Here is a 25,101-nt window from a genome sequence, read left to right as displayed (position 1 = left end):
CCAGAGTTCATGCCAGAGTTCATGGGGGAAACGTGAACATCGCCAAACCCGCCGCGCTGCTCCTCGCGGCCACCGCCCTGCTCGCCGGCTCCACGGTCGCGGCCACCGCCGCCGACACCCCGGACGGCACCCGGGTGACCTCGACACCGGACGGCATCCGCGTCAACAGCCTCCAGCGGACCGCCGACCAGGTGCTCGCCGGCCACCCGAAGGCCCTCAAGTCCACCGCCGACAAGGTCCAGTACGACGGCCTGACCCTGACCCGGGCCCCGAAGGGCAAGCTGGGCGCCCAGGACCTGGCCTGCGGCTACGGCCACCTGTGCATGGTCGTCAGGGGCACCAAGTTCGACTTCTACAAGTGCCAGACCTGGACCGTCAGCAACTGGACCGGCGACGGCCCGTTCACCAACAACCAGACGCCCGGCACGGTCGCCAAGTTCTACAACCAGGACGGCAGCGTCCGCTGGACGTCCACGGCGTACGAGGCAGGCACGGCCACCTGGGACCCGATCTGGTCCCTGCGCCCCTGCTGACAGCGCTCAACAGCAGCGGTCTCCGGCTCCCTCGGGGGAGGGCCGGAGGCCGCTTTTCCGCTTCGCCGGAGGGAAGCCGACGAAGAAGCCGCCACAGCGGCAACCCGGTAGTCTCTCGTCAACCAGCGGTGCCACTGCGCACGTTGGGGTGACCGAGGTCGACAGAGAACACGCCGGGGGATCCATGTCAGACGCCGCCCTCGCACAGACGTGTGCGAGGCTCCTGCGGCCGGCCGACCCGGTGCGCATCGGGCCGTACGTGCCGTTGGGGCTGCTCGGCAGCGGTGGGATGGGCCGGGTCTACCTGGCACGGCACGGCGACGGGACGCCCGGGCTGGCCGCGGTGAAGGTCGTACGGCCCGAACTCGCCGAAGACGTGCGCTTCCGGCGGCGGTTCGAGCGGGAGGCCACCGTGCACGCGCGCGTGGGCGCGCCGTACACGCCGGAGCTCTTCGGTACCGGGTTCGAGGCCGACCGCGAGTTGCTGTGGATGGCGACCGCGTATCTGCCGGGTCTCAATCTCGCGGACGCCGTGCGCGAGTGCGGAGTGCTGGGACCGCCCGGGGTGTGGCGGCTCCTCGCGGACCTCGGCCGGGCACTGGGCGCACTGGCGGCCGTGGGGATCGTGCACCGGGACGTCAAGCCGTCGAACGTCCTGCTCACTCAACAGGGCGCGCACGTGATCGACTTCGGCATCGCGCAAGCGGTCGACGCCAGCGCGATCACCACCACCGGCAGCAGGGTCGGCACCCCGGCCTTCATGTCCCCGGAGTACCTCAGGGACGGCCGCTGCGACACGGCGTCCGACGTGTTCTGCTGCGCGAGCACCGTCGTCCACGCGCTCACCGGACACGCCCCCTTCGGTGACGGCACCGGCATGGACGTCCTGCACCGCGTCGCCTCCGAGCAGCCGAACGCCGAGATCATGGCCGAGGTCGCGACCGCCGACCCCGCCCTGGCCGCCCTGCTGACCGCCTGCCTCGACAAGGACCCCGCGCTGCGGCCCGGCCCACAGGACCTCATCGACGCCGCCGCCGCACACCCCCGGGCCACGTCCTGGCAGGAGCCCCTGGGCGGCCGCCTCCTCGCCCGGCAGCAGGCGTACGAGGTGCTGCGCACCAGCCCCGTACCGGGCGAGCAGACACCGACCCGGCAGGTGCTGTACCCGACAGCCGGGCCGGGCTTCGGCCCGCCGGTGCCTCCGCCGGCGACGCCGACCGCACCCGTCCGGCCCCGCGGGAAGCGGTACGCCGCCCTCGCCGCCGTACTCGCGGTGTGCGCGGTCGCCGTGACCGCCTTCCTGCTCACCCGCCCGTCGTCCTCCGAGGCCACCACCGGCGCCGCCGCCACCGCCACCGCGGCCGAGGACGGTGCCGGGCCCTCCTCGGCCTCCAGGAATCCGAAGGAGAAGGGGCGGGAGAAGCCGACGGGACAGGGGCAGGGGCAGCTGGTGGACACGGGCGCCTCCGCCACCCCTTCCCCGTCCGGCAACAGCACTCGAGGCACCGGCCCGACTCCCCACCCCGCCTCCAAGACACCCGGCACTCCGACCCCCGCCCCCTCGAAGTCGACCCCCGCCCCCGCGAAACCACCCTGGCTCACCGACTGCACCTACTACTCCGGCACCGAACAAACCGAGCTCGGCGACCGCGGCCAGCGCGTCGTACAGGTGCAGTGCATGCTGACCAAGCGCGGCTACAGCGTGGGAAGTTCAGGGGTGGACGGGGACTTCGGGAAGGCCACCGACGCGGCGGTGCGGAGCTTCCAGAGCGACAAGGGGCTGGAGGTCGACGGCCAGGTGGGCCCCAACACGTGGGCGGCGCTGCGCGGTTCGACCTGAGGTCCTGAAGCCGGAACCCTTACGGATAGTACGGGGTGTACGTGATCGAGGAGACCTTCAGATACCTCGCGCCGTCTCCGGTGGCCCAGGTCGAGTCGTTGGGGTTGCCCGGCCAGTCGCCGCCGACGGCGGTGTTGACGATGAAGTGCATCCCCACGCCCGACGGAGTGGAGTACCACTTGGTGCCGGTGATGGTGCCGTCCACGGCGAAGTCGATGTGATCGGGGTACCAGGAGAACGAGTACGTGTGGTACGCGTTGGTCCAGCCCGCACCGTTGGTCTTGGAGAACTGGGTCTGGGCGTTGTTGGTGTCGTGAGAGGTCTGGTAGACGGTGTTCGCGTTCTGACCGACGATTTCGGCGGCGTCGAACTCGGGCAGCCAGGGATTCAGGTAGGCCGCCCAGACCGCCGGCAGGAGGCCCTGGCCGTTGGGCATGTTCGCGGTGAAGCTGTATGTGCCGTAGCCGTAGAGCGCCTTGGACTCCACACGGCCCGAGTAGTACGTGCCGCCCGACTTGTAGGTCTTGATGACCAGGGTGTTGCCCTCATACCAGACGCAGCCGGGGGTGTAGGTCTCCAACTCGTTGTTGGCGGTCCAGCGTGCGTTGATGACGTTCCAGGAGTTGACCGTCTGCGGGGCTCCCCAGGACGCCGCGTGGGCTTGCGGCTGCCCCAGGAGGAGCAGAGACAGCGCCGCCAGGGCGGCGACTATCAGGCGTCCCGGCCGGACAAATACAGATGACATCGCGGCTCCATCGCTCGGATGACACGGGATGTGGGAGCGGTCCCACATTCGTCATCCGGACTGTAGGAGTCCGTTCAATGTTTGACAAGATGCACGGCGCGGATGGCTTCCTGGCTTCTGGAGTTGAAGCCACCAGCTGCCTAGCCGAGGTCCGAGACGGCCGGGGATGTCCAGAAGGTCACAGCCGGCCCATAGGAGCCGTCCTCCTCGTCGTCGACCTCGACGGTGATCTCCCGGTCCGGGAAGCGCGCGGACAGGACTCCCTGCCGGCACTCCCCCACAGCCAGCGCGAGTTGGGGCAGCTCCTCCCCGAGCTGATCGTCGTCCGCCAGGGAGGTGTTGAGGAAGACGTCCCACAGTCTGACCCGATTGACGACTGCTTCGACTCGTTGCCGATCATGGCTCAAAGTCGTGAACCAGTGGTCGACAGTGTCCCGGCTGAAGTTCTCCTTGAGGAACACGCCACCGCGGTACTCGACCGTCTCGGGGCAGAACAGCCAGGCCGCCGCCAGGACGAAGCGCAAGCCGCCCTCGTAGTCGAGGTAGTTGGCCGGGGAGAGTGCCTCGTCCTTCCATTCGGTGCGCCATTGCCTGAAGAACGCCGGCAGCTCGCGCTCGGACCACACCGGTTTGCTGTGCGTCACGGGATCTCCCCTGGGACCTACGGCAAACCGCCCGTACCCGGCGCGAACCGGGTACGGGCGGGTGAGCCGGCGGCGAATGCGCCGCTGTGCGGAGACGGCTCAGTGGAAGAAGTGCCGCGTCCCCGTGAAGTACATCGTCACGCCCGCCTTCTTCGCGGCCTCGACCACCAGCTCGTCGCGGACCGAGCCACCCGGCTGGACGACCGCCTTCACACCGGCCTCGATGAGGATCTCCAGGCCGTCCGGGAAGGGGAAGAACGCGTCGGAGGCGGCGTACGAGCCCTGGGCGCGCTCGACGCCCGCCCGCTCGACGGCCAGCTTCGCGGAGTCGACGCGGTTGACCTGGCCCATGCCGACACCGACCGAGGCGCCGTCCTTGGCGAGGAGGATCGCGTTGGACTTGACGGCGCGGCAGGCCTTCCAGGCGAAGGACAGCTCGGCCAGCTCCTCCGCGGAGAGCGCCTCGCCCGTGGCCAGCGTCCAGTTGGCCGGGTCGTCGCCCTCCGCCTGGAGGCGGTCGGTCACCTGGAGGAGCGCGCCGCCGTCGATGGGCTTGATCTCGGCGGGGTGCGAGGGGGCGGCCGGGGCCTTCAGGACGCGGATGTTCTTCTTCTTGGCGAGGGCTTCGAGGGCGCCGTCCTCGTAGTCCGGCGCGACGATGACCTCGGTGAAGATCTCGGCGACCTGCTCCGCCATCTCCTTCGAGACCGGGCGGTTGACGGCGATGACGCCGCCGAACGCGGACAGCGGGTCACAGGCGTGCGCCTTGCGGTGCGCCTCCGCGACATCCGAACCGACCGCGATACCGCAGGGGTTGGCGTGCTTGATGATCGCGACGGCCGGCTCGTCGTGGTCGTACGCGGCACGGCGCGCGGCGTCCGTGTCCGTGTAGTTGTTGTACGACATCTCCTTGCCGTGCAGCTGCTCGGCCTGCGCGAGGCCGCTGCCGCTGCCGTCGACGTACAGGGCGGCGGGCTGGTGCGGGTTCTCGCCGTAGCGCAGGGTGTGCGCGCGCTCCCAGGTGGCGCCCAGGAAGTCGGGGAACGCGGAGTCGTCCACAGGCGCGTACGCGCTGGCGAACCAGCTCGCCACCGCGATGTCGTACTCGGCCGTGTGGCGGAAGGCCTCCGCGGCGAGCCGCTTGCGGGTGGTGAGGTCGAAGCCGCCGTCCTTGGCCGCGGCCAGGACGTCCCCGTACCGCGCCGGGCTGGTGACCACGGCGACCGACGGGTGGTTCTTGGCGGCCGCGCGGACCATCGAGGGACCGCCGATGTCGATCTGCTCGACGCACTCGTCGGGGGACGCCCCCGAGGCGACGGTCTCGCGGAACGGGTAGAGGTTGACCACGACGAGGTCGAACGGCTCGACGCCCAGCTCGGCCAGCTGCTCGCGGTGGCTCTCCAGGCGCAGGTCGGCGAGGATGCCCGCGTGCACCCTGGGGTGCAGGGTCTTGACCCGGCCGTCCAGGCACTCGGGGAAGCCGGTGAGCTCCTCGACCTTGGTGACGGGCACGCCCGCGGCGGCGATACGGCCCGCGGTGGAGCCGGTGGAGACGAGCTCGACACCGGCCTCGTGCAGCCCGCGCGCGAGCTCCTCGAGCCCGGTCTTGTCGTAGACGCTGACGAGCGCCCGGCGAATCGGCCGCTTGTTGCTGTCGGCGGTCACTGGATAACTACCTTTCGTCCCTCAATGCGATAGCCGTTGCGGGCGAGCCGCCCCACGACATCGACGAGCAGCCTTCGCTCGACTTCCTTGATGCGCTCGTGCAGCGCGCTCTCGTCGTCCTCGTCCCGGACCTCCACCACGCCCTGAGCGATGATCGGTCCGGTGTCGACGCCGTCGTCGACGAAGTGGACGGTGCAGCCGGTGACCCTGGCGCCGTACGCGAGCGCGTCGCGCACACCGTGGGCACCCGGAAAACTGGGCAGCAGGGCGGGATGCGTGTTGACGAACCGGCCGCCGAAGCGGGCCAGGAACTCCTTGCCCACGATCTTCATGAACCCGGCGGAGACGACCAGGTCGGGCTCGTACGAGGCGACGGCGTCGGCGAGCGCCGCGTCCCACTCCTCGCGGGTCTCGTAGTCCTTGACCCTCGTCACGAAGGTCGGCAGCCCGGCGCGCTCGGCCCGGGCGAGCCCCTCGATGCCGGGGCGGTCGGCCCCGACGGCCACGATCTCGGCGCCGTAGGCCTCGACGCCGGTCGTCTCGATGGCGTCCAGCAGCGCCTGCAGGTTGGTGCCGGATCCGGAGACCAGCACGACAAGGCGCTTGGCCACGGGCTTGGCGGCCACGGTGGGGCCCTTTCTCGGGGGAGCGTTTCCGTACGGTCGGCCGTATGTACGTTCGTACGAATGCTTCGCGCCCCGGGATACGGGGAAGTCTACGAAGCGGCCGAACGTCAGCAACGATACCGGCACTCCGGGCAGCCCCCACGGGACGGGGGCGCGGCCGGAAGGTAGCGTCTGGGAGAGCCCGGGTCGGGAACGTGATCGTGGTGCTGTGCGTTTCCGGAGTGGAAGCTCGTGCCAAGACAGCCGTACGAACGCCTGATCAAGGCCTGCTCACTGCCGTATCGCCTAGGGGAAGACGCTCACTTGATGCCGGACCGCAGCCTGCGACTGCTCACGCTCCCCCCGCAGTCGGTGGAGGGAGGGGAGCACCGCGGCGTGCTGCTGCGGGAGCGCCCCGCCTCGCCGCCCGACGCGCCCTCGGACCGGAAGACCGGCGACTCCCCCGAGGACGACAACCCCTTCGCCCCGCCTCCGGAGGGCACGCCGGACCGCCCGTGGCGGCCGCGCCGCCCGGCCGAGGGGGAGGGCGGCGAGGGGTCCGGCGAGTCCGGTTCCCCCTGGGGCAGCCAGTGGAGCGACCGCCAGCCGGGCCGCTCCCCCGGCGGTTTCGGCGAGCGCCCCGGCGGTCCGCCCCCCGGCCCCGAGGGTCAGGGCGGCAACACTCCGGGCTCGGGCATGCGCTGGGACCCGACGGACCCCTCGCAGCGCCGCGCCCGCTACGCGCTGCTGTGCGGCATGTGGGCCTTCTTCTTCGCCCTCTTCAGCTGGCCGTACGTGGCCCTGCTGCTGGGCGCCCTCGCCCTGTACTGGGGCATCAGCGCCCTGCGCGCCAGGACCGGCGGCGCCGAGCCCGCGGACGAGCCGGGCGGCCGGCCGCAGACGACGGCGGCGGTGACCGGCCTGGTGACGGCCTCCCTGGCGATCGCGCTGGTGGCCGCGACCTTCACCGCGCAGCTGGTGTACAGCGACTACTACACCTGCACCAACGACGCCCTCACGAACCAGGCGAAGCAGTCCTGTACCCAGCTTCTGCCGAAGGAACTGCGGGGGCTGCTGGGCACGAGCGGCTGACGAACGGCCGTTGCGGCAGCACTCACGGCCCGTCCGGCGCATCGGGTGCGTCCGGCGTCCGAGGCGGCTCGGACGCGTCCTTGAGGGCTGCCCAGCGTGACTCGCGGGTGGCGTCGCCGGGCCATGAGGCCGACGGCTCGGGCGAGGGGGGTTCGACGGGCAGGAAGTCGTACGGCCCGAAGCCCGCCTCCTCCTGGTCGCGCAGCGCGCCGTACGCGTCGTCCTGGTCGTAGGGGGCGGAGGGCGTCGCGGCGTCCGCCGGATTCCGCGCCCCGTCCGAAGCCGGCTTCTTCCTCCAGAACCGCCCCTTGACCTTCGCCTTCTCCGCGTTCTCGGGCTTCTCCGCCGTCCTCGGCTTCTCCTGCTTCGAGTCCACGGCCTCCGGCCCCGGCTCGACGAGCTTCGCTTTCGGGTCCACGGTCTTCTGCCTCAGAGCGAGAGTGTTCGGTTCCGGTTCCGCGCCCGTCCCGCGTCCCCGGCGCGCCCGGCACCGCCAGGCCCGCACGACGACCGCCGTCGGAATCGCCGCAACCGCCGTCCAGACGACCGCCGCGCCTCCCGTCTCCCACCACACCGGCCCGAACCTGGCAAGCTGCGCGACCCCGAGCCGTCCGCCCGCCATCGTCGCCAGTACGGCCATTCCGGCCCCGCACAGCAGCGCCGCCAGCAGGGCGGTGCCGGCGGTCTTCCTGGTCCCGGAGGTTCCGGCGTCGGGCGAGGAGGACGCATCGCGCGCTTCCGCCCCGCCCACGAACCACCCCACCGCCAGTCCGGCAGCCAGCGGCACCGCTCCCGCGACCCAGTTCGGCCATCCCCCGGCCCCCGCGTCCGGCACCGCGGCCAGCAGCGGAAACGGCGGCAGCAGCGGGGCCGGCGCCGAGGACAGCGGGTCCACCACATGCCCCGTGCCCAGCACGAACCCGGGCCCGAGGGCGTACGCCGCCCCCCACACCGCCGCGTTCGGCACCAGCACCAGGCACAGGAACAGCACGGCGAAACGGCCCGACCAGCCCTCCGTCAGATGCAGGAAGGAGACCCGCGCCGCCCCTCCGTGCCACACCAGGGAGACGGCCACGAGCGCCGCCCCGCCCCCGACGAGCACCGCCGCCCCGGCCCCCGCGGACCGCGCCGCGATGCCCAGGCGGGCATGGGAGCCCGGCCCGCGGACGAAGCTGCGCAGACCGGACGGCAGCAGCTTCAGCACACCGTCGAACGCCCGGCGCGGATGCCCGTAGGCCGTCCACACCCCCGCGCCCGCCATCACCATGACGAGCACCGGCAGGCACAGCATGGCCCGCCCCCACGAGGGCCGCAGCTCTCCGCCCGAGGCATACAGCGCGGCGGCCGCACCCACGCCGAGGTAGCCGAGGACCACACCCGCCCAGGCGGTACGGGCGGACAGCAGCGGCCCGTCCTCCTCGCCGCCGTACACCACGTCCCGCGCCGCCCGGTGCAGCAGCAGCACCGGCAGCGCGAACAGCAGCAGCGGAGTGACACCCACCGGGGCGGGGACACCGGAGAGCGTGTCGGTGCGGAGCAGTTCGGTGCCGTGTGCCAGCAGCCACAGCGCTGCGGCGACGTGCAGTGCTCCGCCGGGCCCGCTGTCGGGGTACGGCGAACTGATCCAGAACACCATCACCAGCACGGTGATCGTCCCGAGCCCCAGCCCGGCGGCCACCGCACCGCCCGCCACGCCGGCGCCGAGGCCGGGCGATCGGTCACGCATCCTGGCCCGGATCCGGGCACGCAGGTACGGCAGCGGAGCTCGGCGAGCGGTCGTCTGGATCACGACCGCCATGCTCCCAACGACACGCGCTTTCTCGTCGTAATAGGCAAACCGCCGAAGTGTCGCCCAATATACGTTTATGTACTTTTTCGTACGAAAGGGCGCCCCGTGACGCCGAACCCTGCGAGCCCGCTGGCGCCCGAGCTGACGCCCGCTCAGGCCTTCGACGCGCTGTACGCGTTCTGCGCCCCCGCCCTCGTACGGCAGACGTTCCTGCTCACCGGGCGGCGCGAGCTGGCGCGCGAGTCGGTCGAGCGGGCCTTCCAACTCGCCTGGCAGCGCTGGCCCGAGGTGGCCGTCGACCGGGATCCGGCGGGGTGGGTGCGGGCGACGGCGTACGAGTACGCGCTCTCGCCCTGGCACCGGTTCCGCCCGAGCCTGCGGCACCCCGAGCCGCCGCTCGCCGACCGGCGCGACCGCGAGCTGATGACAGTACTCATGGAACTCCCGCCCTCCTATCGCCGGGCGCTGCTGCTCTACGACGGTGTCGGCCTCGATCTGCCGGAGACGGCGGCCGAGGCGGAGGCGAGCACTCCGGCGGCGGCCCACCGGCTGCTGCACGCGCGCGAGGCGATCGCCGCACGCCTGCCGGAGCTTGCCGACCCGTCCGCGTTGAACCGCCGCCTGGTCGAACTGGCCTCCACGGAGCGGCAGCCCGCGCCGAACCCGCCGACGGTACGCAGACGCGGCGAACGCAGCGCCCGCTTCTGGACGCGGGCGGCCATCGCCTTCACCGCAGCCCTGATCGGCACGACAACCCTGGCCCTGCAAACGGCACCCACGCACTACGAGCCCCCGGTACCACCAGGCGCAAACGTGCAAGGGCTCCCACCCCGGGTGGCCCGCGGAGCCCTGTCGGCCCCCCAGGCCCAACTCCGCGCAAAACTACGGTCGGGGACGGCCCACGGCCCGGAGCGGCTGGTACCGCTGACGTCATAGCCGGCCTCCGTAGCCTGCGGGCAGTCGTGCCGCTGGGGCGGCACCCGTCCCGAAGAGAGGCGGCACCCCGCCTGCGCGGGCAAGCGAAGACGCCGGTGGGCCCGCCCCCACCCCGGGGAACGGGCCCACCAACGCTCAGCTAAAAGGCCGCTCAGCCGGCGAGGATCTCCCGCGCCAGCTTCGCCGTCTCGGTAGGCGTCTTGCCGACCTTCACCCCGGCGGCCTCAAGGGCCTCCTTCTTGGCGGCAGCCGTACCGGACGACCCGGAGACGATGGCACCCGCGTGACCCATGGTCTTGCCCTCGGGCGCGGTGAAGCCCGCGACGTAGCCGACGACCGGCTTCGACACGTTCTCCTTGATGAACGCGGCCGCCCGCTCCTCGGCGTCGCCGCCGATCTCACCGATCATCACGATCAGGTCGGTGTCGGGGTCGGCCTCGAACGCGGCGAGCGCGTCGATGTGCGTCGTGCCGATGACCGGGTCGCCACCGATGCCGACGGCCGAGGAGAAGCCGATGTCACGCAGCTCGTACATCATCTGGTACGTCAGCGTGCCGGACTTCGAGACCAGACCGATGCGGCCCGGCTTGGTGATGTCGCCCGGGATGATGCCGGCGTTCGACTGGCCCGGGGTGATGAGACCGGGGCAGTTCGGGCCGATGATCCGGGTCTTGTTGCCCTTGGACACGGCGTACGCGTAGAACGCGGCCGAGTCGTGGACCGCGATGCCCTCGGTGATGACGACCGCGAGCGGGATCTCGGCGTCGATGGCCTCGACGACGGCGGCCTTGGCGAAGGCCGGCGGAACGAAGAGGACGGACACGTTCGCGCCCGTCTTCTCGATCGCCTCGGCGACCGTGCCGAACACCGGGATGTCGGTGCCGTCGATGTCCACGGACGTGCCCGCCTTGCGCGGGTTGACGCCACCGACGATGTTGGTGCCGTCGGCGAGCATGAGCTTGGTGTGCTTCATGCCCGTGGAGCCGGTCATGCCCTGGACGATGACCTTGCTGTCCTTGTTGAGGAAGATAGCCATGGCTGTTCTGTCCCTCGTCCCTTACTTCGCAGCCGCGAGCTCGGCGGCCTTGTCGGCCGCGCCGTCCATGGTGTCGACGCGCTGCACCAGCGGGTGGTTGGCGTCGGTGAGGATCTGGCGACCCAGTTCGGCGTTGTTGCCGTCGAGGCGGACGACGAGCGGCTTGGTGACGTCCTCGCCGCGGTCCTCCAGGAGCTTCAGCGCCTGCACGATGCCGTTGGCGACCTCGTCGCACGCGGTGATGCCGCCGAAGACGTTGACGAAGACGGACTTGACGTCCGGGTCGCCCAGGATGATCTCCAGGCCGTTCGCCATGACCTGCGCGGAGGCGCCGCCGCCGATGTCGAGGAAGTTGGCGGGCTTCACGCCGCCGTGGTTCTCACCGGCGTACGCGACGACGTCCAGGGTGCTCATGACGAGACCCGCGCCGTTGCCGATGATGCCGACCTCGCCGTCCAGCTTGACGTAGTTGAGGTTCTTCTCCTTGGCGGCGGCCTCGAGCGGGTTGGCCGCGTCCTTGTCCTGGAGGGCCTCGTGCTCCGGCTGGCGGAACTCGGCGTTCTCGTCCAGCGAGACCTTGCCGTCCAGGGCGATGACGTCACCGGAGGCGACCTTGGCCAGCGGGTTGACCTCGACGAGGAGGGCGTCCTCCTTGATGAAGGTGTCCCACAGCTTGACGAGGACGTTCACGACCTTGTCGGCGACCTCGGCCGGGAACTTGGCGGCCGCGACGATCTCGCGGGCCTTCTCCTCGGTCACACCCTCGTTGGCGTCGATCGGCGTCTTGGCGACGGCCTCGGGGCGCGTGGCCGCCACCTCCTCGATCTCCATGCCGCCCTCGACGGAGGCGATGGAGAGGAAGGTGCGGTTGGCACGGTCGAGGAGGAAGGAGACGTAGTACTCCTCCACGATCTCGGGCGCCGTCTCGGCGATCATCACCTTGTGGACCGTGTGGCCCTTGATGTCCATGCCGAGGATGTTGGTCGCGTGCTCGACCGCCTCGTCCGGGGTGGCGGCGAGCTTCACGCCACCGGCCTTGCCACGGCCGCCGACCTTCACCTGGGCCTTGACGACAGACTTGCCACCGAGGCGCTCGGTGGCTGCGCGGGCCGCCTCAGGCGTGTCGATGACTTCACCGGCCAGCACCGGTACATCGTGCTTGGCGAAGAGGTCCCTCGCCTGGTACTCGAACAGGTCCACGCGCTTCCGTCCCTATCAGTGATCTCGCGGTTCGTTGGATGCGTGGGCGTGCCGCGAAGGGCAACGTGACGTCCGCTAGTCACAGGGGAGGCGCACACGGTGTCCGAGCGCGCGGCATGTCCGTCTCGCAGGTTATCGCTGCTTGCGGAGGGCCCCTAAATCGAGGGTCACACCTGAGCGGTGATACCTGTCACATGATGCCGCGCTCACTGGCACGGCGTGCCGGATGTGAGGGCCGGGCACGGTTCGCAAGGGCGTGCGGGGGGGCGTACGGGGAGGGGCCTCACCGGGCTGGGGTTGACCCGGTGAGGCCCTCTGTACAGCCCCGAAGGGGGGCTCGGAGCAGGTGGTCCCCACCCCAATGGGGATCACCTGGCTCCGCCCGCGGAGTTCGGGCCGGCCGGTCCGACGGCTTTCGGCCGTCCGGGTCCCTGGATCCGCGGAGTCGGTCGAGCGTCAGACGCCGTACGGGCTGCCGTACTGCACGTTCTGCGCGTAGCCCGGCGTGATCGACTCGGTGACGCCCTGGACACCGGTGACGGCGTGCTGGGCGAGCGGGCCGCCGGTGGACCGGACGGTGTCGGTCAGGTCGCCGGCGAAGGGCGCGACCTGGCCCACGACGCCGTGGGCGAAGGGGTCGAGGTCCCCGGCGACGCCGTAGGCGAAGGGGGTGGCGTCGCCGGCGACGCCGTACGCGAGCGTCGTCGCGCTGCCGCCGACGCCGTGGACCACCGGCTCGACGAGGTCGACGACGGGCTGGGCGGCCCCGGTGACACCGTGCGCGAACTGCGGCACCTGTCCGGCGACGCCGTACGCCAGGCCGGTCGCGTCACCGGCCACGCCGTACGCGAGCGGCGCCACGTCGTCGGCGATCCCCCCGGCGAACGGCCGGACGTCGCCCGTCACGCCGTACGCCAGTCCGCCCGCGTCCGCCACGGCCTGCCCGGCGACCGGCAGCACGCCGTCCACGGCGGTGTGCGCGACCGGCGGCAGCACGGCCCCCGTCGCGTCCTCGCCGACCTGGCCGACCAGGCCGGTGGCGTACGAGGGCACGTCCGCGACGACACCGGCGGCGACCGGGGCCACGCCGTGCACGGCGCCACCGGCCACCGACTGCACGTCGGACACCGCGCCACCGGCGACCGGAGTCACGCCCTGGACCACGCCTCCCGCCACCGGCTGCACGCCCCGCACGGCGCCCGCGGCGACCGGCTGAACGCCCCGCACCGCGTGGGAGACCACCGGCTGCACGCCCCCGACGACCCCGCCCGCGACCGGCTGGACGTCGGCCACCACGCCGTACGCCAGCGCCGTCGCCGCGCCGGCCGTATGACCGGCGGTCTGCCCGACGCCGGTCACGGCGCCGCGCGCGACGGGCAGCACGCCGTGCACCGCGCCGGTGGCGACCGGGGCCACGCCGTCCACGGCGCCGGCGGCGACCGGCAGCACGCCGCTCACGGTGCCCGTGGCCACCGGCGCCACCCCGGCCACGGCGTGGGTGACGGTGGGCGCGACCCCGGCGACGGTCTGCTGGGCGACCGGGACGACGCCCGCCACCGCCTGGCCCGCGACCGGTGTCACGCCCTGCACGGCGTGGGCGGCCAGGGGCGGGACGGCGGCCGCGGCCGTCTCCGCGACGACCGGGGTGACCGTGCCGGGAACGCTCTTCACGGTGCCGACGACCTTCTGCTCGACCCCGCCGACCGTGCCCGTGACATGGCCGGGGACCGCGGCCACGGTGGCCTGCGCGGCACCGGCGACGGCACCGGCCTCGCCCTGTGCGAGACCCGTCACACCTGCGGCACGGCCCTGAACACCCGCCGCGGTGCGGCCCGCGCCCGCGACGGTCTGCCGCGCCTTCGTCCGTACTACACCGTCGACGCCCTGCGCCCGGGTGCGGGCCGCCGACTGCACGCCCTGGAGCTTCGTCTGGGCGGCGGCCAGCGCCTGCTCCAGCTCCGGCACGAAGGCGGCGAGCGGGCCGAAGAGGTAGTCGACCGCGCCCTGCGGAGAGGAGGACGTGTCGGTGACGGTGGTGGTGCCCTGGGCGGCCGCGGCCTTCGCCTCGGCCTGCGCGGCACGGGCGGCCTTGGCGCCCTGGATGGCAGCGGCGCCCTTGACCTTGGAGGCCTTCTCGGCCGCCCGCGGGGCGGACACCTCGGCGTCGACGTACTGACGGGCCTGCTCGGCGGTGTCGCCGGGCGTCGTCTTCTGCGCGCCGGTGACCGTGGAGGCCGCCTTGTGCGCGGTGGAGCCGGCCGTCCCTGTGACGCCGGAGACGGTGTGCTGGACGCCGGTGACCACGCCGTCGACCGTGCCGGTGACGGTGTCGGTCAGCGCGCCGAGGGTGCTGCCGGAGTCGACGGCCACGTCGGTGGCCGGATCGGATGTCGTATCGGACACGGACAGGGTGGACGAGGGCAACTCGTCGGCGCTGGCCACGGCGGACCCGAGCGCCCATGCGCCGGTGACACCGGCGGCTATGACGATGGAGCGGCGGATGTTCTTGTTCATGCGTGCGTCAGATCCTTAGATCCCTGGAAGCTCCGCGCTCCTTGATCTCAGGGGAGATCCGGGGAGTTCCGGGGCTTCTTCGAAAGGCTTGGGGACAATTCCGGCGCCGCTTCCGGTCCTGGTCCGGGGAGTCGGGACCAGCGGAGTCGGCGGCTTGCGTCCGGAGAACGAAGGGGTGTCCGGACGGGCGGGCAGACCTGCTCCGCCCCCGCGCGGCAGGTCCGTGGCGGGGGAAGGGCCTGCCCTAGCCGGGGAATACGGGGATGTCCCGGTGCCTGTCCCGGGTACCGGCCGCGGCTGCGCGCGCGGCGGCGCCGGGCACGAGTCGCACGAACGGCCGGTGGTTCAGGGCGACGGCATGTGCGTCGCCGTGCCTCGAGGTGCCGTTGTCGACCGCGGCCCGGTTGGCCGGTGCGCCGGCCGGGTCGCGGTCGGGGGCCTGCGGTGCCGGGGCGTACCCGGCACCGGCCCGCCGCCCGCCGCCCTGCACGGCGGTGGCGTGGCCCGCGGTCACGTCCACGACGAACCGCGGCCCGTGCCCCGTATCGCTCGCTGCCCCTGTGGAGCGCCGGTCGTCCACGGCGCCTTCCCTTCCGGAGTGCCCTGCGGCACCCGGCTGCGGCGCCGGCGCGACCGGCGCGGGAAGTATCCGGCCCGGCGGCGCAAGGAAGCCGGGCAAGGTGGGCAGGCCCGGCGTCGACGGCGATCCAGGCAGCCTCGGCAGGGAGGGCAACGACGACAACGGCGGTATCTGCGCGGTCACCCTGCCCAGCCCGGCGGTCACGGTCTCGACCAGACCACCGACCGGCTGTACGACGTGATCCCCCACGGAGCGGACGAGCTCACCGGCCGACGGGGTGAGGACCTGACCGGCTGCGCCCGGGTTCGCGGGAATGGCGCCGGGGTTCGGGGCGGGCCTGGGATCGGTCGGTGCCTGGACCGGCGCCGGTGCCGGAGCCGGTGCGGCGGGAGTCGTCGGCTCGGGCTTGTCCGGAGCGGCCGGCCGGGGTTGGGTGGCCTGCACCACGCGTGCGGCCGAAGTGTTCGTCAGCCGGCCGACCGTAGCGGCCGACGTGTTCGTGAGCCGAGTGACCGTGGCGACCGCATCGCTCGTCGACGACGCCCGGACGCCGTCCGCCGGGACGGCCGCCACGACCTCGGACGCGGAGGCGGCCGGCGCCTGCTCCGCCGCGTGTGCCTGTTCCCCGCAGAGGAACCCCAGCGCGAACAACCCGCCCACCAGCAGCACGACTTGCAGCGCACGCCGGCCGGCCGCCGTGCGCATCACGCGCAGAGCGGCACCGGGCAAGGCTGCTGGCCAGGTCAAGAGGGGGTGGTCCTCCCGTGCGGCGGAACGAATTTCACATGACGAGCCGTAACGAGCTACGAGTCCGGCGCGACGCGGTGCGGTACGGACGAGGCGGCACAACGGCGCGCCGCGGATGAGGCGTCGATCCTCGCACGGCCCTCCCGAGGTTGCGCAAGCCCCCAGTTACCGATGGGTAGGCATGTCCGTTTTGCTGGGCGAAGTCGGACGACGATGCATCGACAAATCGTCAGTGACCGTTCCGTGTCTCCCCGGTTGCACCGTTTCCGGTCATGCCGTGTCGTGTCCGGTCATGCCGTGTCAGGTATGGGCAGCGGTCGTTTCTCGATGGCCGCCGCCATCACTTCGGGGAAGAGATCGGGCGTGCACGCGAACGCCGGTGCCCCCAGCGCGGCGAGTGCGGCCGCGTGCTCCCGGTCGTAGGCCGGCGCCCCCTCGTCCGAGAGCGCGAGCAGCGTCACGAACTGCACTCCGGACGCCTTCATCGCGGCGACCCGCTTGAGCATCTCGTTGCGTATCCCGCCCTCGTAGAGATCGCTGATGAGCACGACCACCGTCTCCGCGGGCCGGGTGATCTGCGACTGGCAGTAGGCGAGTGCCCGGTTGATGTCCGTGCCGCCTCCCAGCTGCGTGCCGAACAGCACGTCCACCGGGTCGTCGAGCTGGTCGGTGAGGTCCACCACCGCCGTGTCGAAGACGACGAGTCGCGTGTTGATCGACCGCATGGAGGCGAGCACCGCCCCGAACACGGACGCGTAGACCACGGACGCCGCCATCGACCCCGACTGGTCGATGCAGAGGACGACTTCCTTCTTCACGGACTGGGACGCCCGCCCGTAGCCGATGAGCCGCTCCGGCACGATCGTCCGGTACTCGGGCAGATAGTGCTTGAGGTTGGCCGCGATGGTGCGGTTCCAGTCGATGTCGTGATGGCGCGGCCGGCTGATCCGCGCGCTGCGGTCGAGGGCGCCGGTGAGGGTGGCCCGGGTGCGGGTGGCGAGCCGCTTCTCGAGGTCCTCGACGACCTTGCGCACAACGGCCCGTGCCGTCTCCTTGGTCGTCTCCGGCATCGCCTTGTTGAGCGAGAGCAGCGTGCCGACGAGATGGACGTCGGCCTCCACCGCCTCCAGCATCTCCGGCTCCAGCAGCAGCGCGGACAGCCCGAGCCGGTCGATGGCGTCGCGCTGCATGACCTGGACGACGGAGGAGGGGAAGTACGTCCGGATGTCCCCCAGCCAGCGCGCCACCGACGGCGCCGACGCCCCGAGCCCCGCCGACCGGTCCCGCCCCGCCCGCCCTTGCCCGTCACCCTTCCCGTACAGCGCGGCCAGCGCCCCGTCCATCGCGCTGTCCTGCCCCGACAGCGCGCATCCCGTGCCGTCGGCGGCGTCGCCCCCGAGCACCAGCCGCCAGCGTCGCAGCCGCTCCTGCGCCGGGGCCGCCGGGTCCGTCGCCTCGGCCGTCATCGGCACACCCCCGTACGAGGCCGGTCCCAGAGCGGCATCACGGCGACGGCGACCAGCGGACGGTCCTTCGCCCCGCCCCCGTACCTGGTGCGATTCCTGTTGCCGTTCCTGTTCTCCCCGACGGCCCTCGCGCCGACGAGCTCCTGGGCTTCCATCAGTCCGTCCTTCGTCATCCCGCCACCCCCGCAAGGTCGTTGTCGATGTCCTCTTCCACTTCCACCCCTCCCGGGCCGCCCGGTCCGTCCAGGCCCAGCAGCAGCCGGACCACCGGCAGCACGGCGTCCGCGCGCCCGGGGTCGAGGTCGACCGCGAAGCCCGGTATGCCGGAGCCGGCGGCCGTCACGCTCCCCCGCTCCCCCGGTCCGCGCCGGACGAGCTCGCCCAGCGTCCGGCGCACCCCCGGCTCGTACGCCGAGAACGTCCGCCGCAGCAGGGGCAGTACGTCCGTGAAGGCCTCCGCCGGCACGCCGGTCAGCCACGAGTCGACCAGCCCGAGCAGCCGCTCGTCGTGCACGAGGAGCATTCCGCCGCCGGACCCTCCGCCGACGAAGCCCTCGATCCAGGCGGCGGCATCCCCCGGCGGGGTCCCCGATGACAGCACGAGACCCATGAGCCGCGCCGCCTCGTCCTGCCCCAACTCCCCGTCGTCCAGCAACAGCCGCACGGCCCGCCCGCGGACCACACCGGGCGCGGTGTCCCGGACGGACAGCGCGCGCAGCACCGAGTGCCAGCGGCCCCGCAGGTCGCGGTGGCCCGGCGTGGGCGCCTCGCCCAGCAGCCCCACCGCCCCGTGCACCGCGTCCACATGGCGTCGCATCTCCTCGGCGGCGTCCGCGTCCAGGGCCGCGCAGGCCGGGGGCAGGCCGACGAATATCCGCTCGGCGAGGCCCGCGGCGACTCCGGCCAGCGCCCCTGTGTCCGTGCCGCGTACATCGCCGTACCGGAGGGAGCGGACCAGGGCCGGCAGGGCCTGCGCGAGGTGGCCGACGTCCGTGTCGAGCGCCGCCCGGTCGGCCAGGACCTGCATCACCACCGGTAGCGCTTGGGGGAGTTCGGCGAGCAGACAGCGCTCGGCGAGTCCGGTGACGTCGGCCAGGACCTGTGCGGCGACGGCGTCCGCCTCCGCCTTGGCCGTCGCGGCGGCGAGCACCGTGGTGCCCCACACCCCGGCTTCCGCCACCCGCACGGCCAGCTCCGGCTCCCAGCGCAGCCGCCACGTCTCCCGGAACGTGCCCGTGCTCCCCCGCGAAGCCACCGGTTCGCCCCACGCCACGCCCAGCAACCGCAGTCGGTGCAACAGCCTGCTGCGCCCTGCGTCGGTCTCCCTGCGCAGGTCGAGCTCCAACTCCCGCTCCAGCGCCTCCGGTTTGAGCCGCAGCCGACGCCGGCTCCGGTCCAGGTCCCGCTGCAACGGCACCGCCGGCGCAGCCTGCGGCACCTCCCCCAGCACGTCCCCGACGACCAGCCGGTCGTGCACCAGCGCCAGCGGCACGTCCGAGCCCTCGCACATCACCGCGCGCACGGCATCAGTCGTCTCGCCGAGCCCCGGCAGCGGGCGGCCCCGCATCGCCGCGAGCGTCTCCGCCAGCCGCACCGCCTCGATGACATGCGCCGAGGAGACGATCCGGTCCTCGTCCCGCAGCAGCCCGGCCACCTTGGTCATCCACCGCTCGACCGGCCGGTCCGGGGCGGCGAACAGATGCCCGTACCAGCCCGGCGAGTCGATGCCGGCCCCGTAACCGCTGACCCGCGACAGCCTCCGGTACGTCCACGGCACCCACGTCATGTCCGCCTTGACCTTGGGCAGCCCCTTGACCAGCGCCCGGTCGGCGGCGACGGCCGTCTTCTGCCGCAGCGCGGGCACATGCCAGGCCCCGCACACGACCGCCACCGTGTCCCCGAACTCCCGCTGCGCGGCCCGCACCTGGAGCCGCATGTACGCCTCCCGCACGAGATCCCGGTCGTGCCCCCCGCTGCCGTACGCCTCCCGCAACGCCCCCATGGCCTCTTCCAGCGCCAGAAACGGCGCGAACGCGTCCCCCTCCCCCACCCCCCGGTGCTCCACGACGTCCTCCCACCACCGCTCCGGGTCCTCGTACCCGGCGGCCTCGGCGAGCACGGCGAGCGGGTCGATACGGACGTCGTTCGCCAGGACGGACCTGTCGGAGGAGGGCCGGCCACCGAGATCGGCGTCGGCATGGGCGTGAATGCTGGTGCCGGCATCGGCACGACTGTCGGCCCCGGCATCGGCACGGCTGTCAGCGTCGGCCCCGGCATCGACACCTGACCCGGCTCCCGTCTCCGCCGCGGCGCCGGCTGCGGCCGCGGTGTTGGATCCGGTCTCGGCGTCGGCTCCGACCGCGATGTCGGATCCTGCGCCGGGGTCGGCGTCTGCCCTGGCCCCCGTTCCTGCTGCGGCACCGGCCCCGAAGTGGGCTTCTGACCCAGCCCCGGACCCGGCCCCAGCGCCGGATTTGGCCCCGACCGCGCCCCCGCGCCCGGCGCCGTCGCCACCCACACTCCCGCGCCCGTTGTCGGCACGGGACGCGCCGCCCCCGGCCGCATCGGTGTCATCCCCGCGTCCACCGCCCGCGCCGCCCCCGCCGAGTTCGTCCTGCGTGTCCCTGCTCCACGCCAGGGTGTGGGTCGCCGGCAAGTCGATGAAGCGCGCCGGTACGTCGTGCTCCAGGGCCCACCGGATCGCGACCCACTCCGGGGAGAACTCGGCGAGCGGCCAGAAGGCCGAGCGGCCGGGCTCGTCCACGGCGTGGGCGAGGAGGGCGACCGGCGGCCGCATGTCCTCCTCGGCGGCCAGCGGGATCAGTGCGTCGGCCTCGGGCGGGCCCTCGATCAGCACGGCCCGGGGCCGGGCCGCGTCCAGCGCCGCCCGTACCGCTCGTGCCGAGCCGGGCCCGTGATGTCGTACGCCGAGCAGCAGCGGCCCACCGCCGGCCGCGCCGCTCCCGCCCCTTGCCGTCCCTGTCACGCCGTCCCCCTCGTCCTGGTCATCGCGCCCCTCGAATGCGGCCGCCGGACGCCTGCCGGGCACCCTCCGGACCGCTGCCGTTCCCGACGTGCAGCCAGTCCTCGTGTGCCGTGCACACCGAGCCGCCCGGTCCCTGGCTCCCGCCCGAGCCCTTGTTCCCGCTGTTCCCGCCGTTTCCGCCCGGCCGGCCCCACCCCAGGTCGTTCACGCGCTCACCTCACGGCAGGCCCGGTAGAAGTCCTTCCAGCCCTCGCGCTCGCGGACGACCGCCTCCAGGTACTCCTGCCAGATGACGCGGTCGGCCGCCGGGTCGCGGACGACGGCACCGAGGATGCCCGCGGCGACGTCCCCGGCCCGCAGCACGCCGTCGCCGAAGTGGGAGGCCAGGGCGAGTCCGCTGGTGACGACCGAGATCGCCTCCGCCGTCGACAGCGTGCCGCTCGGCGACTTGAGCTTCGTACGCCCGTCGGACGTGACCCCGTCACGCAGCTCGCGGAAGACGGTCACGACGCGGCGGATCTCGTCGATGCCCTCGGGCACGGCCGGCAGGTCGAGCGAGCGGCCGATCTGGTCGACGCGGCGCGAGACGATGTCGACCTCGGCCTCGACACTCTCCGGCAGTGGCAGCACGACCGTGTTGAAGCGGCGGCGCAGGGCGCTGGAGAGGTCGTTGACCCCGCGGTCCCGGTCGTTGGCCGTGGCGATCAGGTTGAAACCGCGGACGGCCTGCACCTCCTGCCCCAACTCCGGTATCGGCAGCGTCTTCTCGGAGAGGATCGTGATGAGCGTGTCCTGGACGTCGGCGGGGATACGGGTCAGCTCCTCCACCCGCGCCGTCATCCCCTCCGCCATGGCCCGCATGACGGGGCTGGGCACCAGGGCGGCCCGGCTCGGGCCGTTCGCCAGCAGCTGCGCGTAGTTCCAGCCGTACCGGATCGCCTCCTCCGGCGTGCCCGCCGTGCCCTGCACGAGCAGCGTCGAGTCGCCGCTGACCGCCGCGGCCAGGTGCTCGGACACCCAGGTCTTCGCGGTGCCGGGCACGCCGAGCAGAAGCAGGGCGCGGTCGGTGGCGAGCGTGGTGACGGCGACCTCGACGATGCGGCGCGGGCCCACGTACTTCGGTGTGATCACCGTGCCGTCCGGCAGGGTGCCGCCGAGCAGATATGTCGCCACCGCCCACGGCGACAGCTTCCAGCGGGCCGGGCGCGGGCGGTCGTCCTGCGCGGCGAGTGCGGCGAGTTCATCGGCGAAGGCGTCCTCCGCGTGCGGCCGCAACGCCTCGGCCGGCTCCTTCGCGGGTACTTCGGCTGCTTCGACGATCGTCGGTTCCACGGACACAGACATGGCTGAGGCCCCCTCCAGCTCGGCCGGTTCGGATCTGGCACCCACGTTGCACTACGCCACTGACAATCCGTTCTGACCTGCGAAAACTCCTGTCAGAGCGCGCTCGCCGGACCGATTGTCAGTGGCGGGATCTACCTTCGATGTCATGACTCAGCAGGGGGTGCGCTGGAGCGCGGATCAGGTGCTGGCACTGGCGCCTGACGCCGCGTCACGCAAAGCGGGCAGCAAACTCGGCGCGGCGGGGCCGTGGTCCGAGGCGGGGAGTTCCGACGAGGGGACGGTGTGGGGGCAGTGCAAGGGCAGTGGCAGCAAGCCGTATCAGACGGTCGTGGACATCGCGGATGCGGCGGGCCCCGCGTACAAGTGCAGTTGCCCGAGCCGCAAGTTCCCGTGCAAGCACGCGCTCGGGCTGCTGCTGCTCTGGGCGGGCGGGGACGGTGCGGTGCCGTCGGCGCAGGCGCCGGACTGGGCGGTGCAGTGGATAGAGGGGAGAAGGCAGCGCGCCGAGCAGAAGCGGGAGGCTGGGGCGGCCGGTTCCTCGTCCGGGTCCGGTGATCCGGAGGCCGCGCGGCGCCGGGCGGAGCGCCGGGCCGAGCGGATCACCGCGGGTGCGACCGAGTTGGAGCAGCGCCTGACGGATCTGCTGCGCGGCGGTCTGGCGAGCGCGGAGCAGGCGGGGTACGCGCTGTGGGAGGAGACTGCGGCCCGCATGGTCGACGCCCAGGCGCCTGGACTGGCCGCGCGGGTGCGGGAGTTGGGGGCGATCCCGTCGTCCGGGCCGGGCTGGCCGGTGCGTCTGCTGGAGGAGTGCGCGTTGCTCCATCTCCTCGACCAGGGCTGGCTGCACCGGGAACGGCTGCCGGACGGCCTGGCGGCCACGGTCCGTTCACGGATCGGTCTGCCGGGCACGGCGGACGGCCCGCCGCTGCGCGACCGCTGGCTGGTCCTGGCCCAGTACGACACGGCGGACACCCGCCTGACGACCCGCAGAATCTGGCTGCACGGCACGGACTCGGACCGCACCGCGCTGCTCCTCTCCTACGGCGCCGCGGGCCGCGCCCCGGAGCTGGCGCTGCCCGTAGGGCTGACCCTGGACGCCGAGGTGTCCGCCTATCCGGGCGCCGGGCAACTGCGGGCGGCCCTGGGCGAGCAGTTCGCACCGCCGGCCCCGTCGGTGGCACGGCCGCCAGGAGTGACGACCGCGCAGGCGGCCGCCCGCTATGGCGAGGCACTGCGGGACGACCCCTGGCTGGACTCCGTCCCGGTCACGCTGGACCGGGTCATACCGATCCCGGACGGCGACTCCTGGCAGCTGGCGGACGCGGACGCGGATGCGGACGCGGCGCTGCCGCTGACTCCCACTGCCCGCAGCCGCCCCGGCCTCTGGCGCCTGGTCGCCCTGTCCGGCGGCGCCCCGGTCAAGGTCTTCGGTGAGTGCGGCCACCGGGGTTTCACTCCGCTGACGGCGTGGCCGGAGGGAGCAGGAGAGGCGGTGCGGCTGTGCTGAGCCGAATGTCGCAGGACCGCCGTACGACGCCCACAGGGACGGGAGCTTCACGGAAAGGAACCGCATGAACACGACGTCCACGCCGGTGCATGCGCCCGCCTCGGGCGCCTGGGAGGAACTCGTCACGGCGGCACTGCTCGGAACGGAGCGGCGCACCCCGCCCGGCGCAGCGCCGGGGCGGGAGGCGCCGGTGGCGCTGCTGGACGCGGCGGCCGCGGAGACCGTTCGGCGGCGGGCGGGGCTGCGAGCGGCTCGGGCGGCGGGACGGCCCGAGCCCGCTGCCGAGGACCCTCGGCCGGTACTGCCCCCCGCGGCGGCCCGCAGGCTCGCACTGCTGCTGGCCGACCGGCCGGGCACGGGCGGCGGCGGCCGCAGAGGCACGGCGCCGGACCTCATGGAGCTGCTGCCGCAGTGGCTCGCGGCGGCCAACGCCCGCGGTTTCGCGGCACCCCCGCAGGCGCTGCCCGCGCTGCTGGACGCGGCTCGGGGGCGTACGGATCTGCGGCCGGCGGCGCTGGCGTTCGCAGGGCCGCGCGCCGTGTGGCTGGCCCGGCTGAATCCCGACTGGCGGTTCGCCCTGCGTGCGATCCCGGGCGGGGGCGCCGCCCTGCCGCACCCCGAGGACACGGAGCAGACCCGGCGCCTGTGGGAGGAGGGCCTGTTCGCCGAGCGGGTGGCGCTCCTGTCGGCCATACGAGCCCGAGAGCCCGCCGCCGCCCGCGAACTGCTCACCACGACCTGGTCGACGGAGCGGGCCGAGGACCGTCTGATGTTCCTCGACTCGTTGCGCACGGGACTCGGCCCCGAGGACGAGCCGTTCCTGGAACAGGCGCTGGCCGACCGGAGTCGCAATGTCCGGGCGACGGCAGCCGAGTTGCTCTCGGCGCTGCCGGGTTCGGCGCTCGCCGCGCGGATGGCCGTCAGAGCAGCGGCGTGCGTGGCCGTCGACCACACGGGCGACTCACCGGTGATCGTCGTCGAGGCTCCGCACGAGTGCGACGCGAGCATGGAGCGCGACGGTGTCGTGGCCAAGGCTCCGGCAGGGCGGGGTGAACGGTCGTGGTGGTTCGGCCAGTTGGTGGAGGCGACACCGCTCGGGACATGGTCCACGCGGCTGGGCGGCCGTACGCCACGGCAGATCGTGGCGCTGCCGGTGACGGACGACTGGCAGAGCGAACTGCATGCCGCCTGGTGCCGGGCCGCCGTGCGGCAGCGGGACCCCGAGTGGGCCCGGGCGCTCCTCGGACCCCCGTCCGCCCCCGAGGCCGGCGGGCCGGGCGCGGTGTCACTGGCCGAGCGCGCCAGGCTGCTCGGCACGCTGAGCGCAGCGGAACGGGCCGACTGGGTGGCCGGGTTCATCGCGGCACATGGCCTGTCAGAGGCGTTTCAGCTGCTCGGGGTGTGCGCGGTGCCCTGGTCCGCGCCGCTCGGGCGGGCAGTGGTGGACGCGCTCAACATCGCCCGGGACGCGGGAAGTTACCCATGGAGCTTCAGCGGAGTGATGGGCCTGGCCGAACGCTGCCTCGACCCCTCCGAGGCAAGCCGCCTCGACGGCCTGCTGGCGATACCCGACGAGCCGGAGGACGCGTCACCGGGGGCGGGCGGCTACTGGGCGGAGGCGTTCCAGCGCCTGGTGACGACCTTGCGGTTGCGGGCGGCGATGGCGGAAGAGCTGGACGCGGCGTAGGACTGTCCTTCAGGCCTCAGCACTTCTTCAGCGCCGGTCAGCGCATTTCAGTCCGTCGTGGAAGTCCTCCCGCTCAAGCGAAGCCGAGAGCGGGGGAGTTTGAGGACGAACCCGTTCAGGCCGAAAGGGGGTCTGGGGGCGAAGCCCCCAGGGCCGGTCACCCCGTCCCACCCGCACCACACGAC

At 72.8% G+C, this 25,101-nt stretch carries 20 protein-coding genes; 6 read left to right on the top strand and 14 right to left on the bottom strand.

Annotated features, from left to right (window positions below; translation table 11 throughout):
• Window positions 1-32 precede the first annotated feature (32 nt).
• Complete coding sequence (locus ACWC1K_RS10630) at window positions 33-533, top strand: hypothetical protein (protein WP_450830177.1); 501 nt, start codon at window positions 33-35, stop codon at window positions 531-533.
• A gap of 184 nt (window positions 534-717) precedes the next feature.
• Window positions 718-2,373: a protein kinase domain-containing protein gene (locus tag ACWC1K_RS10625; protein WP_450830175.1), complete on the top strand. Its 1,656-nt coding sequence runs from the start codon at window positions 718-720 to the stop codon at window positions 2,371-2,373.
• A gap of 19 nt (window positions 2,374-2,392) precedes the next feature.
• Here the strand turns inward: ACWC1K_RS10625 and ACWC1K_RS10620 are convergent, their stop codons facing one another.
• The 4 genes from ACWC1K_RS10620 to purN all read right to left on the bottom strand — a co-directional run bounded on the left by ACWC1K_RS10620 (window position 2,393) and on the right by purN (window position 6,053).
• A complete protein-coding gene (locus tag ACWC1K_RS10620; protein WP_450830173.1) occupies window positions 2,393-3,118 on the bottom strand; it encodes a glycoside hydrolase family 16 protein in 726 nt (241 codons plus the stop codon).
• 140 nt (window positions 3,119-3,258) lie between these two features.
• Complete coding sequence (locus tag ACWC1K_RS10615) at window positions 3,259-3,762, bottom strand: hypothetical protein (protein WP_450830171.1); 504 nt, start codon at window positions 3,760-3,762, stop codon at window positions 3,259-3,261.
• A gap of 99 nt (window positions 3,763-3,861) precedes the next feature.
• Window positions 3,862-5,427, bottom strand: a complete 1,566-nt coding sequence (gene purH, locus ACWC1K_RS10610) for a bifunctional phosphoribosylaminoimidazolecarboxamide formyltransferase/IMP cyclohydrolase (RefSeq protein WP_450830169.1) — start codon at window positions 5,425-5,427, stop codon at window positions 3,862-3,864.
• Window positions 5,424-6,053 (bottom strand): phosphoribosylglycinamide formyltransferase, encoded by a 630-nt coding sequence (gene purN / locus ACWC1K_RS10605; protein WP_450830167.1) that lies wholly within the window; start codon window positions 6,051-6,053, stop codon window positions 5,424-5,426. The genes purH and purN overlap by 4 nt, the downstream gene beginning before the upstream one ends.
• A gap of 306 nt (window positions 6,054-6,359) precedes the next feature.
• Between purN and ACWC1K_RS10600 the strand changes: the two genes are divergently transcribed.
• Window positions 6,360-7,124 (top strand): hypothetical protein, encoded by a 765-nt coding sequence (locus ACWC1K_RS10600; protein ID WP_450830165.1) that lies wholly within the window; start codon window positions 6,360-6,362, stop codon window positions 7,122-7,124.
• A 22-nt stretch (window positions 7,125-7,146) separates the two neighbouring features.
• On the opposite strand, the gene ACWC1K_RS10595 is transcribed toward ACWC1K_RS10600, so the two are convergent.
• A complete protein-coding gene (locus ACWC1K_RS10595) occupies window positions 7,147-8,922 on the bottom strand; it encodes a cell division protein PerM (RefSeq protein WP_450830163.1) in 1,776 nt (591 codons plus the stop codon).
• 96 nt (window positions 8,923-9,018) lie between these two features.
• On the opposite strand from ACWC1K_RS10595, the gene ACWC1K_RS10590 reads away from it, so the two are divergent.
• Window positions 9,019-9,849 carry an RNA polymerase sigma factor gene (locus tag ACWC1K_RS10590; RefSeq protein WP_450830161.1) on the top strand — a complete coding sequence of 277 codons (831 nt, stop codon included), beginning with the start codon at window positions 9,019-9,021 and terminating at the stop codon, window positions 9,847-9,849.
• A gap of 151 nt (window positions 9,850-10,000) precedes the next feature.
• On the opposite strand, the gene sucD is transcribed toward ACWC1K_RS10590, so the two are convergent.
• The 9 genes from sucD to ACWC1K_RS10545 all read right to left on the bottom strand — a co-directional run bounded on the left by sucD (window position 10,001) and on the right by ACWC1K_RS10545 (window position 21,722).
• Entirely contained in the window at window positions 10,001-10,885 is an 885-nt protein-coding gene (gene sucD, locus ACWC1K_RS10585) for a succinate--CoA ligase subunit alpha (RefSeq protein ID WP_390666086.1), read from the bottom strand.
• Between the two features lie 21 nt (window positions 10,886-10,906).
• Window positions 10,907-12,085 carry an ADP-forming succinate--CoA ligase subunit beta gene (sucC, locus tag ACWC1K_RS10580; protein ID WP_450830159.1) on the bottom strand — a complete coding sequence of 393 codons (1,179 nt, stop codon included), beginning with the start codon at window positions 12,083-12,085 and terminating at the stop codon, window positions 10,907-10,909.
• 456 nt (window positions 12,086-12,541) lie between these two features.
• Entirely contained in the window at window positions 12,542-14,599 is a 2,058-nt protein-coding gene (locus tag ACWC1K_RS10575) for a hypothetical protein (RefSeq protein WP_450830157.1), read from the bottom strand.
• 244 nt (window positions 14,600-14,843) lie between these two features.
• Complete coding sequence (locus ACWC1K_RS10570) at window positions 14,844-15,926, bottom strand: hypothetical protein (protein ID WP_450830155.1); 1,083 nt, start codon at window positions 15,924-15,926, stop codon at window positions 14,844-14,846.
• 290 nt (window positions 15,927-16,216) lie between these two features.
• On the bottom strand, window positions 16,217-17,392 hold the full coding sequence (locus ACWC1K_RS10565; RefSeq protein ID WP_450830153.1) for a VWA domain-containing protein: 1,176 nt from the start codon (window positions 17,390-17,392) through the stop codon (window positions 16,217-16,219).
• Window positions 17,389-17,565, bottom strand: a complete 177-nt coding sequence (locus tag ACWC1K_RS10560; protein ID WP_450830151.1) for a hypothetical protein — start codon at window positions 17,563-17,565, stop codon at window positions 17,389-17,391. The genes ACWC1K_RS10565 and ACWC1K_RS10560 overlap by 4 nt, the downstream gene beginning before the upstream one ends.
• Entirely contained in the window at window positions 17,562-20,378 is a 2,817-nt protein-coding gene (locus tag ACWC1K_RS10555) for a DUF5682 family protein (protein ID WP_450830149.1), read from the bottom strand. Before ACWC1K_RS10555 ends, ACWC1K_RS10560 begins: the two co-directional genes overlap by 4 nt.
• A gap of 19 nt (window positions 20,379-20,397) precedes the next feature.
• Complete coding sequence (locus ACWC1K_RS10550; protein ID WP_450830147.1) at window positions 20,398-20,586, bottom strand: hypothetical protein; 189 nt, start codon at window positions 20,584-20,586, stop codon at window positions 20,398-20,400.
• Window positions 20,583-21,722: an ATP-binding protein gene (locus ACWC1K_RS10545; RefSeq protein ID WP_450830145.1), complete on the bottom strand. Its 1,140-nt coding sequence runs from the start codon at window positions 21,720-21,722 to the stop codon at window positions 20,583-20,585. The genes ACWC1K_RS10550 and ACWC1K_RS10545 overlap by 4 nt, the downstream gene beginning before the upstream one ends.
• Before the next feature lie 145 nt (window positions 21,723-21,867).
• Here ACWC1K_RS10545 and ACWC1K_RS10540 point away from each other — a divergent pair, with 145 nt between their 5' ends.
• Window positions 21,868-23,229 (top strand): SWIM zinc finger family protein, encoded by a 1,362-nt coding sequence (locus ACWC1K_RS10540; protein ID WP_450830143.1) that lies wholly within the window; start codon window positions 21,868-21,870, stop codon window positions 23,227-23,229.
• A 64-nt stretch (window positions 23,230-23,293) separates the two neighbouring features.
• Window positions 23,294-24,916 carry a DUF5691 domain-containing protein gene (locus ACWC1K_RS10535; RefSeq protein ID WP_450830141.1) on the top strand — a complete coding sequence of 541 codons (1,623 nt, stop codon included), beginning with the start codon at window positions 23,294-23,296 and terminating at the stop codon, window positions 24,914-24,916.
• Window positions 24,917-25,101 lie beyond the last annotated feature (185 nt).

Source organism: Streptomyces sp. NPDC001492, from assembly GCF_053597275.1.
The sequence above is the reverse complement of the archived record's forward strand: the minus strand, read 5'-3'. Positions and strand labels throughout refer to the sequence as shown.

Coding starts and splice junctions, on each gene's coding strand:
- ACWC1K_RS10565 (WP_450830153.1), bottom strand. CDS start 17,392: ATGACGGCCGAGGCGACGGACCCGGCGGCCCCGGCGCAGGAGCGGCTG.
- ACWC1K_RS10620 (WP_450830173.1), bottom strand. CDS start 3,118: ATGTCATCTGTATTTGTCCGGCCGGGACGCCTGATAGTCGCCGCCCTG.
- ACWC1K_RS10595 (WP_450830163.1), bottom strand. CDS start 8,922: ATGGCGGTCGTGATCCAGACGACCGCTCGCCGAGCTCCGCTGCCGTAC.
- ACWC1K_RS10540 (WP_450830143.1), top strand. CDS start 21,868: ATGACTCAGCAGGGGGTGCGCTGGAGCGCGGATCAGGTGCTGGCACTG.
- ACWC1K_RS10625 (WP_450830175.1), top strand. CDS start 718: ATGTCAGACGCCGCCCTCGCACAGACGTGTGCGAGGCTCCTGCGGCCG.
- sucD (WP_390666086.1), bottom strand. CDS start 10,885: ATGGCTATCTTCCTCAACAAGGACAGCAAGGTCATCGTCCAGGGCATG.
- ACWC1K_RS10560 (WP_450830151.1), bottom strand. CDS start 17,565: ATGACGAAGGACGGACTGATGGAAGCCCAGGAGCTCGTCGGCGCGAGG.
- ACWC1K_RS10535 (WP_450830141.1), top strand. CDS start 23,294: ATGAACACGACGTCCACGCCGGTGCATGCGCCCGCCTCGGGCGCCTGG.
- ACWC1K_RS10575 (WP_450830157.1), bottom strand. CDS start 14,599: ATGAACAAGAACATCCGCCGCTCCATCGTCATAGCCGCCGGTGTCACC.
- ACWC1K_RS10600 (WP_450830165.1), top strand. CDS start 6,360: ATGCCGGACCGCAGCCTGCGACTGCTCACGCTCCCCCCGCAGTCGGTG.
- ACWC1K_RS10545 (WP_450830145.1), bottom strand. CDS start 21,722: ATGTCTGTGTCCGTGGAACCGACGATCGTCGAAGCAGCCGAAGTACCC.